General features: G+C 43.7%; 5 protein-coding genes, 2 rRNA genes and 1 riboswitch (1 of these 8 cut by a window edge). Of the genes, 4 read left to right on the top strand and 3 right to left on the bottom strand.

All coding sequences use genetic code 11. From position 1 onward, the window contains the following. The 3 genes from MHH70_RS10500 to MHH70_RS10490 form a co-directional block, all read left to right on the top strand. Positions 1-2712: ribosomal RNA gene (locus tag MHH70_RS10500) — 23S ribosomal RNA — on the top strand (it extends 216 nt beyond the left edge of the window). Between the two features lie 250 nt (positions 2713-2962). Then, positions 2963-3078: ribosomal RNA gene (gene rrf, locus MHH70_RS10495) — 5S ribosomal RNA — on the top strand. A 1327-nt stretch (positions 3079-4405) separates the two neighbouring features. Continuing rightward, positions 4406-4587, top strand: a riboswitch (Lysine riboswitch). Between the two features lie 79 nt (positions 4588-4666). Further along, entirely contained in the window at positions 4667-6130 is a 1464-nt protein-coding gene (locus MHH70_RS10490) for an amino acid permease (protein WP_342471467.1), read from the top strand. A 56-nt stretch (positions 6131-6186) separates the two neighbouring features. Here MHH70_RS10490 and MHH70_RS10485 read toward each other — a convergent pair whose 3' ends face one another. After that, positions 6187-8061 carry a tetratricopeptide repeat protein gene (locus MHH70_RS10485; protein ID WP_342471466.1) on the bottom strand — a complete coding sequence of 625 codons (1875 nt, stop codon included), beginning with the start codon at positions 8059-8061 and terminating at the stop codon, positions 6187-6189. A gap of 157 nt (positions 8062-8218) precedes the next feature. On the opposite strand from MHH70_RS10485, the gene MHH70_RS10480 reads away from it, so the two are divergent. Continuing rightward, positions 8219-8596, top strand: coding sequence for a DUF1232 domain-containing protein (locus tag MHH70_RS10480; RefSeq protein ID WP_235615983.1), 378 nt, complete (start codon positions 8219-8221; stop codon positions 8594-8596). A gap of 26 nt (positions 8597-8622) precedes the next feature. On the opposite strand, the gene MHH70_RS10475 is transcribed toward MHH70_RS10480, so the two are convergent. Both MHH70_RS10475 and MHH70_RS10470 read right to left on the bottom strand, forming a co-directional pair. Beyond that, positions 8623-9537, bottom strand: coding sequence for a DMT family transporter (locus tag MHH70_RS10475; protein ID WP_342473193.1), 915 nt, complete (start codon positions 9535-9537; stop codon positions 8623-8625). Further along, positions 9531-10097 carry a GNAT family N-acetyltransferase gene (locus tag MHH70_RS10470; RefSeq protein WP_342471465.1) on the bottom strand — a complete coding sequence of 189 codons (567 nt, stop codon included), beginning with the start codon at positions 10095-10097 and terminating at the stop codon, positions 9531-9533. Before MHH70_RS10470 ends, MHH70_RS10475 begins: the two co-directional genes overlap by 7 nt. Between the last annotated feature and the right edge of the window lie 50 nt (positions 10098-10147).

The following is a 10147-nucleotide window of genomic DNA, read 5'->3' as shown; positions in this document are numbered from 1 at the left end:
GAAGAGAAAGAAAATTCGATTCCCTGAGTAGCGGCGAGCGAAACGGGAAAAGCCCAAACCAAAGAGCTTGCTCTTTGGGGTTGTAGGACACTCTATACGGAGTTACAAAGGAATGAAGTAGATGAAGCGACTTGGAAAGGTCCGCCAGAGCAGGTAAAAGCCCTGTAGTCGAAAGTTCATTCCCTCCAGAGTGGATCCTGAGTACGGCGGAACACGTGAAATTCCGTCGGAATCCGGGAGGACCATCTCCCAAGGCTAAATACTCCCTAGTGACCGATAGTGAACCAGTACCGTGAGGGAAAGGTGAAAAGCACCCCGGGAGGGGAGTGAAAGAGAACCTGAAACCGTGTGCCTACAAGTAGTTAGAGCCCGTTAATGGGTGATAGCGTGCCTTTTGTAGAATGAACCGGCGAGTTACGATAACGTGCAAGGTTAAGCTGAGAAAGCGGAGCCGCAGCGAAAGCGAGTCTGAATAGGGCGAAGGAGTACGTTGTCGTAGACCCGAAACCAGGTGATCTACCCATGGCCAGGGTGAAGGTAAGGTAACACTTACTGGAGGCCCGAACCCACGTACGTTGAAAAGTGCGGGGATGAGCTGTGGGTAGCGGAGAAATTCCAATCGAACCTGGAGATAGCTGGTTCTCTCCGAAATAGCTTTAGGGCTAGCCTCGTGATGGAGAATACCGGAGGTAGAGCACTGTTTGGACTAGGGGGGCATCTCGCTTTACCGAATTCAGACAAACTCCGAATGCCGGATATTTATACACGGGAGTCAGACTGCGAGTGATAAGATCCGTAGTCAAGAGGGAAACAGCCCAGACCACCAGCTAAGGTCCCAAAGTAATCGTTAAGTGGAAAAGGATGTGGCGTTGCTTAGACAACCAGGATGTTGGCTTAGAAGCAGCCATCATTTAAAGAGTGCGTAATAGCTCACTGGTCGAGTGACACTGCGCCGAAAATGTATCGGGGCTAAACGATTCACCGAAGCTGTGGATTGACATCTACGATGTCAGTGGTAGGAGAGCGTTCTAAGTGCGTTGAAGTCAGACCGGAAGGACTGGTGGAGCGCTTAGAAGTGAGAATGCCGGTATGAGTAGCGAAAGACAGGTGAGAATCCTGTCCACCGTATGACTAAGGTTTCCTGAGGAAGGCTCGTCCGCTCAGGGTTAGTCGGGACCTAAGCCGAGGCCGATAGGCGTAGGCGATGGATAACAGGTTGATATTCCTGTACTACCTCCCCACCGTTTGAGCAATGGGGGGACGCAGGAGGGTAGGGTAAGCAGAGCGTTGGTTGTCTCTGTTCAAGCAGTAAGGCGTGTGTGTAGGCAAATCCGCACACTCTAACGCCAAGCTGTGATGACGAGTCCGTATGGACGAAGTTCCTGATCTCACACTGCCAAGAAAAGCCTCTAGCGAGGTGGGAGGTACCCGTACCGCAAACCGACACAGGTAGTCGAGGAGAGAATCCTAAGGTGTGCGAGAGAACTCTCGTTAAGGAACTCGGCAAAATGACCCCGTAACTTCGGGAGAAGGGGTGCTCTTGAGCGTGCAAGCGCATGAGAGCCGCAGTGAATAGGCCCAGGCGACTGTTTAGCAAAAACACAGGTCTCTGCAAAACCGTAAGGTGACGTATAGGGGCTGACGCCTGCCCGGTGCTGGAAGGTTAAGAGGAGTGGTTAGCGCAAGCGAAGCTATGAATTGAAGCCCCAGTAAACGGCGGCCGTAACTATAACGGTCCTAAGGTAGCGAAATTCCTTGTCGGGTAAGTTCCGACCCGCACGAAAGGCGTAACGATCTGGGCACTGTCTCAACGAGAGACTCGGTGAAATTATAGTACCTGTGAAGATGCAGGTTACCCGCGACAGGACGGAAAGACCCCGTGGAGCTTTACTGTAGCTTGATATTGAATTTTGGTACAACTTGTACAGGATAGGTAGGAGCCAGAGATCTCGGAGCGCCAGCTTCGAAGGAGGCGTCGGTGGGATACTACCCTGGTTGTATTGAAATTCTAACCCGTGCCCCTTAGCGGGGTAGGAGACAGTGTCAGGCGGACAGTTTGACTGGGGCGGTCGCCTCCTAAAAGGTAACGGAGGCGCCCAAAGGTTCCCTCAGAATGGTTGGAAATCATTCGTAGAGTGTAAAGGCACAAGGGAGCTTGACTGCGAGACCTACAAGTCGAGCAGGGTCGAAAGACGGGCTTAGTGATCCGGTGGTTCCGCATGGAAGGGCCATCGCTCAACGGATAAAAGCTACCCCGGGGATAACAGGCTTATCTCCCCCAAGAGTCCACATCGACGGGGAGGTTTGGCACCTCGATGTCGGCTCATCGCATCCTGGGGCTGTAGTCGGTCCCAAGGGTTGGGCTGTTCGCCCATTAAAGCGGTACGCGAGCTGGGTTCAGAACGTCGTGAGACAGTTCGGTCCCTATCCGTCGTGGGCGTAGGAAATTTGAGAGGAGCTGTCCTTAGTACGAGAGGACCGGGATGGACATACCGCTGGTGTACCAGTTGTCGTGCCAACGGCATCGCTGGGTAGCTATGTATGGACGGGATAAGTGCTGAAAGCATCTAAGCATGAAGCCCCCCTCAAGATGAGATTTCCCATTACGCAAGTAAGTAAGATCCCTCAAAGACGATGAGGTAGATAGGTTCGAGGTGGAAGTGTGGCGACACATGGAGCTGACGAATACTAATCGATCGAGGACTTAACCACAATTAAAACTTGTTTCAATGTTCGTTTATCCAGTTTTGAAAGAACAAACTCTTTCTAAAAATAAGGATTTCAAGATACAAACTAATCGAGGAAACAAAGGAGCGATTGAAGGAATGTACTAAAGTACATGACTGAATGAGCGAGTGCAGTTGACGAAGAGTAGTGCAGTAGATTGGAAGCCGAGTAAGGAACGTCTACTAAAAGCACCACATCCTGTGGTAACGTAGACGCCAGCACACCCATGTGCAAGTGAAGTAATGATGGCAAAGAGGTCACACCCGTTCCCATACCGAACACGGAAGTTAAGCTCTTTAGCGCCGATGGTAGTTGGGGGCTTCCCCCTGTGAGAGTAGGACATTGCTTCGCAATCAAAACCACTGAGGAATCAGTGGTTTTTTATATGGAAAAGAAGCCCCCAACTACCAAAGACCGAAGGTCAGCTCGGTGCGTAATCGGAGGCAAACAATTGCAAACACTTTTAATCGAATACAAGCTCAAGCAGTGCAGAAGAGCAAGGAGTCCGAGGCGCCAAGGAGCGCGGAGCGGAATGTGCATGGCACATGAGCACCGCAAGCGACGCGGGCAACGAAGGAATCCGCGGCTCAGCTGTGCTGCGTTGAAGTGCCGCTGGTAGTTGGGGGCGCCCCTGTGAGAGTAGGACATTGCTTCGCAACAACAAACCACTGATTTCTCAGTGGTTTTTTTGTATGGAAAAAGAGGCCGCCAACTACCAAAGACCGAAGGTCGGCTCGGCGCGTAATCGGAGGCAAACAATTGCAAACACTTTTAATCGAATACAAGCTGAAGCAGTGCAGAAGAGCAAGGAGTCCGAGGCGCCAAGGAGCACGGAGCGGAATGTGCATCGCACATGAGTACCGCAAGCGACGCGGACAACGAAGGAATCCGCGGCTCAGCTGTGCTGCGTTGAAGCGTCGATGGTAGTTGGGGGTGCTCCTGTGAGAGTAGGACATTGCTTCGCAATCAAAACCACTGAGGAATCAGTGGTTTTTTTGTATGGAAAAAAGGAAGTTACCAAGAAGAAAAAGAGCGAACATGGAATAAATCTCAGAAAACATGGAATAAAAGTTGAAAAACGTGGAATAAACTCATAAAAACATGGAATAAACTCATAAAAACATGGAATAAACTCATAAAAACATGGAATAAACTTTGAAAAGCATGGAATAACTAACTATCAGGGTTTATAAATAATCTTAAAATATCTGCTTTCATTTTCTATTAAAGAAATCACTTCTAAATTCGGTGTTTTTCTCATTTTGCGAGCAAACTCTTTGAAAAAGCGATACTGATTCCGTAGCTAATTATCAAACAATTGCTAAATAGTCGCCTGTTTTTTAATAATCTACTGATAGAACTGCTAAAGTAGCTGATAGAATTCAAAAACGTACTGATAGAAACATCAAAATTACTGATAGAATATAAAAGTACACCCATAGAAAAGCAAAATCTACTGATAGAACGTTAAAATATCAGTTGCGTTGATTATATAAATATTGGATACTAATCGGCGTGTTTTATAGGAGTAAACATTTTTTAATAGATACACATTGGTTGGCTCTATTTTGCGGGGGTGAACGCTTCCCTTTTGGAAGCTTTTGGACAATGGTTGCAATTGAATAATTATTATGTTAAAATAATATGCGTTGTAAATTTAATAATGAACCTCAAAGTTGATTGAGGTAGAGGTCGCGATATTTAAGAGTACACTAATGGAAATGGCAAGCATTGATGAAGTTAGTGGAAAGGAAATATTGCCGAAGTTTGAAGGTACTTGTAACCTTCATGCTGGGGCTGCGTTCGAAAGGAGCAGAACTGTCACGTTTGTTTTAGATGACGTGTTGAGCTATCAAAGAAAAAACTAAGAACGAATATAGCCATCACAAAATCTTGTGATGGTATTTTTTTGTCTTAAAATTAGGAAGGAAGCTATAAAGTGAGTGATATTAAAATTAATCAGCTTGGTAATAAAGCGCCAAAGCTGCAAAAAGTACTAAAAAGTCGTCATATTACAATGATTTCTTTAGGAGGAACTATTGGCACAGGGCTGTTTTTAGCGAGTGGAGGTGCAATTGCGCAGGCGGGCCCTGGAGGTGCATTATTAGCTTATGCTTTGATTGGTGTGATGGTATTTTTTTTAATGACAAGTTTAGGAGAAATGGCTGCCTATATGCCGTCATCAGGGTCATTTAGTACATATGCTAGTAAATTTGTCGATCCGGCGTTGGGCTTTGCATTAGGGTGGAACTACTGGTATAACTGGGCGATTACGATTGCGGCAGAAATTGCAGCAGTATCTTTGATTATGAAGTATTGGTTTCCAAATAGTTCGTCAGGGCTTTGGACGGTGCTGTTTATTGTTATCGTACTAGCATTTAATCTTTTATCTGTGAAAAGCTATGGGGAAAGTGAATATTGGTTTGCGATGATTAAAGTAGCAACTGTAATTGTTTTTATTATTGTTAGCTTTTTAATGATTTTTGGTATTTTAGGTGGGGAGGCGCCAGTAGGCTTTACGAATTTCTTTATTAGTGATGGACCATTCCATGGTGGGTTTTTAGCGATGTTTGGTATTTTCCTTGCGGCAGGATTCTCTTTTCAAGGAACAGAGCTATTAGGTGTTACAGCTGGTGAGACAGATAATCCTGGGAAAAATATTCCGAAGGCTGTAAAATCAGTGTTTTGGCGTATTTTATTGTTTTATATTTTAGCTATAGCAGCTATTGGGCTGCTCATCCCTTTTACAGATGAGCGCTTGTTATCTGAGGATATTGCGGTGTCGCCATTTACTTTAGTGTTTGACCGCTTAGGGATTGCTGTAGCAGCTTCTTTTATGAATGCCATCATCTTAACTGCGATGTTGTCAGCAGGAAATTCAGGGTTGTATGCAGCTTCTCGTATGCTTTGGCAGCTAGCGGTAGAAGGAAAAGCACCGAAATTTTTCACGAAGTTAAGTCGTCGAGGTATTCCTGTGTATGCGTTAATGGCGACATTAGCAGTGGGAAGTTTAGCCTTTTTAGCATCTTTCTTTGGCGATGGGGTTGTATATATATGGTTACTGAATGCTTCAGGAATGTCGGGCTTTATCGCATGGCTTGGGATTGCTTATAGCCATTATCGATTCCGTCGTGCATTTGTTGTGCAGGGCAAGGATTTATCCTTATTGCCCTATAAAGCGAGATGGTATCCATTCGGTCCGCTATTTGCATTAACGATTTGTTTAATCGTTGTGCTTGGTCAAAATTATACAGCATTTACCGGTGGGGCAATTGATTGGTATGGGGTACTTGTTTCATATATAGGTATTCCGCTATTCTTACTGCTATGGATTGGTTATAAAATCAAATATAAAACGAGACTTCTTCCGTTAGAAGAATGTGATTTGAAAGTCGAGAAGTAAGTCAATATAATAAGGCTATCGGAAATTCTGTATTCCCGATAGCCTTATTGAAATAGTTATTGGATTGATTTTTTAAGCCAGTAGGTGGCTTCAGTATAATTCTGTGCGACGCCAAGTCCTTTTTTATAAAGCATGCCTAGTTGAAATTGTGCCTTTACATGCCCGTTAGTGGCAGCTCGTCTGTACCATTTCGCTGCCTCTGCATAATCATGTGATACTCCCTCGCCGTTTGCATACATTTGTGCAAGCTGAAATTGTGCTTTTGAATAACCTTTAGAAGCTGAAAGTAAAATCCATTTCGCAGCTTCAGTGTAATCGATGTCGACACCTAGCCCTTTATCGAAAATATTGCCAAGCTTATACTGTGCTAGCATATGCCCACGTTCAGCAGCGAGACGATAGCAGTGGCGGGCTTCATCATAATTTTTCTCGACACCAAGACCTTGCTCATACAGTAAGCCTAGCTCGTATTCAGCTTGTAGATGATGTTGTTCGGCAGCGGATTGAAGCCATTTAATAACCTCCTGGTAATTTTGATTCTGCATATAGTAAATTGCTACTTCAAATTGGGCATCTGCATTGCCATGAACTGCTGCGCGCTTTAACCATTTCATAAAAAGCGGGTTGTCATTATCCATTTTTTTATAAAGCATTGCTAAATCATAGCAAGCGCTAATATGCTCATTCGCAGCAGCTTTCGAGAGCCAATCAATGGCTTTCTTTGTGGATGTCTTGGTGTTTTGGAGCTTATACATAAGACCGAGCGTGTATTGCGCATTTGTATGATTAGCGTTGGCAGCGAGTAAGAGCCATTTGAGAGCCTCATCAATATTTTTTTCGACTCCATCTCCTGCACGGTATAGCAATGCAAGTTGAAACTGTGCGTTCGTGTGGTTTTGCAGAGCAGCATTTAAAAACCATTTCGCAGCTTCTTTAAAGTTAGTAGCAATACCACGCCCTTTGCTGTACATATAGCCTAAATTGTATTGGGCACTAGCATCACCTGCTTGAGCAGCTTTGGAAAAGAGCTTAATTGCTTGCTTAAAATTTTGCTCTACACCTGTTCCGTTGTGGTACAAGAAGCCCAAGTTATTGAGTGCACTTGTGTTGCCTTGATCTGCTGCAAGCTGATACCATTTGGCAGCCTCTGTGTAGTTTTGTGCCACGCCCTTTCCATGATTGTAAAGTGAGCCTAAATTGTATTGAGCGTCTGCATTGCCATCTTGAGCGGCAAGTTTGTAAAGCTCGGCAGCGCGTTGGTAGTTTTGTGGAGCACCAAGACCCAATTCATATAGTACGCCCAATGCGTATTGCGCATCCGTATTATTTTGCGTAGCAGCTAGGGAGTACCACTTTACAGCCTCCTCGTAATTTTGAGCTACGCCTTTTCCATGATTATAAAGAACGCCTAAATTATATTGAGCACTAGCATCTCCCGCAGTAGCCGCTACTAAAAACCATTGAGTCATTGCTTCAAAGCTTTCAGTATCTAGCTCATTAACTTGCTTAAGAATGAGAGCTGAAGAGGATAATTCCTCACCTTCCTGAAGTTCGCTTAAATACCATTCACATATATCCATTAGATAGTCGAGGACAATTTGTGCTGCTTTTGTATCGTTCTGCGAATTTATCTGTGTGGTCGTCATTTGCTGGACAAGATTCATTAATAAATAAATGCGACTTGGCTGAACTTTTGCTATGAATGTTTTATTTTTTAATAAAGTGCGTAGCGCAACATGTGCAACTGATTGCAGCATTTTTTTCTCATACATGTCTTTTATAATAATACCTAACGCTTCACGAGAATGCTGTAAAGAGCGTGCTGGATAATCATTAATGTGTGCGGCAGCTTGTTGCAATGCTAATATGAGAGGCTGATGAGTGCTTGGAATCGCACTAAAAATAGATGAAAGCTCTTCAATTTTGTACACGCTAATCACCCCTTCCTATATTTTTTATCGGGTGAAAAGACAATAGTGTTGAAACTTTTTTTAAGAATATCCGTACATATAGGCAAGTACTACATTTGGGCTACAATCTTGCAGGGGCTTTGTAGTACTTTCTTTTATTATGTAAGGAGGAATGGATATGGAAAAAGTGATTGCAAATAAGGACAAGCATTTCTCTAATGATAAGTTTTTAACGAAGGTAAAGGCATCAGGGTTAAAATTAGGAATGTCAACATTGCATGCAGCAAGTACATTGTTTTTTGCCGTTAAAAGCCCCGATATGTCAAAGGCTAATAAATTAATTATTTTAGGTGCATTGGGTTATTTTATTTTACCTTTTGATATCATTGCAGATATTTTGCCACTCGTAGGTTTAACGGATGATGTTTTAATAATTACGGCTGCGTTAGCGAAGGTTTATTCAGCAATTACAGTTGAGACGAAGTTGGAGGCACACCAGTTTTTGAAAAAGACATTTGGCGAACGCTATGATTATGAGTTACCAAGCGAAGAATAAAAAAAGCTGCTAGAAGGGTCAGTGTTTCATCCCACCTTCTGGGTAGCTTTTTTTTCATCTTTCTTCATCGATAAATATGAAGGTAAAATCATTCCGATTAACACGAGAGCGATGCCGACAAATTGGAGTATGGATAGTGCTTCTTTAAGCACAATCATAGATGCCAAAATGGCTACAGGTAGCTCCATCGCGCTTAAAATAGAGGCAAGGCTACCACCTACTTTTGGCACAGCAATGGAGAATAATAAAATTGGTAGAATGATGCCGAATAATCCAAGAGCCAAACCAAATTTCCAAAGACCTGCACCGAATAATTGACCATTCCATACAATTTCAGGTGTTAGTGCAACGCTAATAACAATTAGTGCTACGAGCGATACGAGGAAGGTACGAGAAATCATTGTAACACCTTCAACCTGTCTAGAGTTTATTTGAATAAATAAAGCGAAGCTTAATGCAGCTAATAAGCCTAGTGCCCATCCTTGCCAAGCGATAGCGGATAAGTCTACATCGACAATACCTGCCGCAAAAATGGTTCCACCGATTAGAAAAATAAGCGAAATTCCTTCTGCTCGGCTTGGGAAACGCTTATGCAAGGCGCAATCAATAAAGAGACCAATCCATGTAAATTGGAATAGTAGCACGACAGCTAGCGAAGCTGGTAAATAATTTAAGGAATGTCCATATACAATACCCGTAGTAGCTGTTAATGAGCCAGCAAGTAATAAAATCATTGCACCTGATTTATTAACTCTTGGCAAAGTGCGCTGGGTCACGACAAACAGTAGAAGGGCAAGGAAAAAACCAACGACATATTGGCTCGTGATAGCCTCCGCTGTTGTAAAGCCATACTGCATTGCAACCTTTACAATTGTCGATAAAATACCATAGCTACTTGATGCGATAACAACCAATAAAGGGAAAATGAGTTTTTTCATGATGAAAGTGATTTTACCATATGGTGAAATGGCTCATCGATAATTGTCCAGCGTTCTGTAATTACGAAGCCAAGTCGTTCATATAAAGCACGTGCTTGCTCTTTTTCTAGCTCTACATTTAAAGAAAGCTTTTTATAGCCTTTTTCGAGCGCCTGCTCTTCCGCGAAATGCAGGAGCTTTGTGCCAATTCCTAAGCCGCGTGAATTTGGTGTTACGCATACTGTATCAATATAGAACTCATCATCATGTGCTTCAGCATCAATGATTGCAGGGGCATTTTTCGTTTTCAGCCAGGCGGATAGGTTCGCATCAAGTGTTTGTGCAGTGAGACCATCATAGAGTACCGCAATGCCAAGAAGTGAGTCAGCTTGTTTGGCGATATATGTGTATAAATAGCTATGGCGATTGTCTGATCGTTTAATTAGTGCTGCTAATGCTGCTAATACAGCCTGCTCCTCTGCTTCTCCTGTTAAGCGATGTGCGATATCACCAATTGCATCGTAAATAAGTGGTGCGATTTGTTCCGCATCTGTAGGTTGCGCTTGTTGAATATAAATGTCCATTATCTATCGCTTCTTTCTTTGAAATGCGTCTGAAAATCGTAGGAGACACG

Origin of the sequence: Metasolibacillus sp. FSL H7-0170, assembly GCF_038593115.1 — a bacterium.
Lineage (GTDB): Bacteria > Bacillota > Bacilli > Bacillales_A > Planococcaceae > Metasolibacillus > Metasolibacillus fluoroglycofenilyticus.
This window is presented reverse-complemented; position numbering and strand designations above follow the sequence as displayed.

Excerpts from the sequence above, each read along its gene's own strand:
- MHH70_RS10470 (WP_342471465.1), bottom strand. The coding sequence starts at position 10,097 with ATGGACATTTATATTCAACAAGCGCAACCTACAGATGCGGAACAAATC.
- MHH70_RS10480 (WP_235615983.1), top strand. The coding sequence starts at position 8,219 with ATGGAAAAAGTGATTGCAAATAAGGACAAGCATTTCTCTAATGATAAG.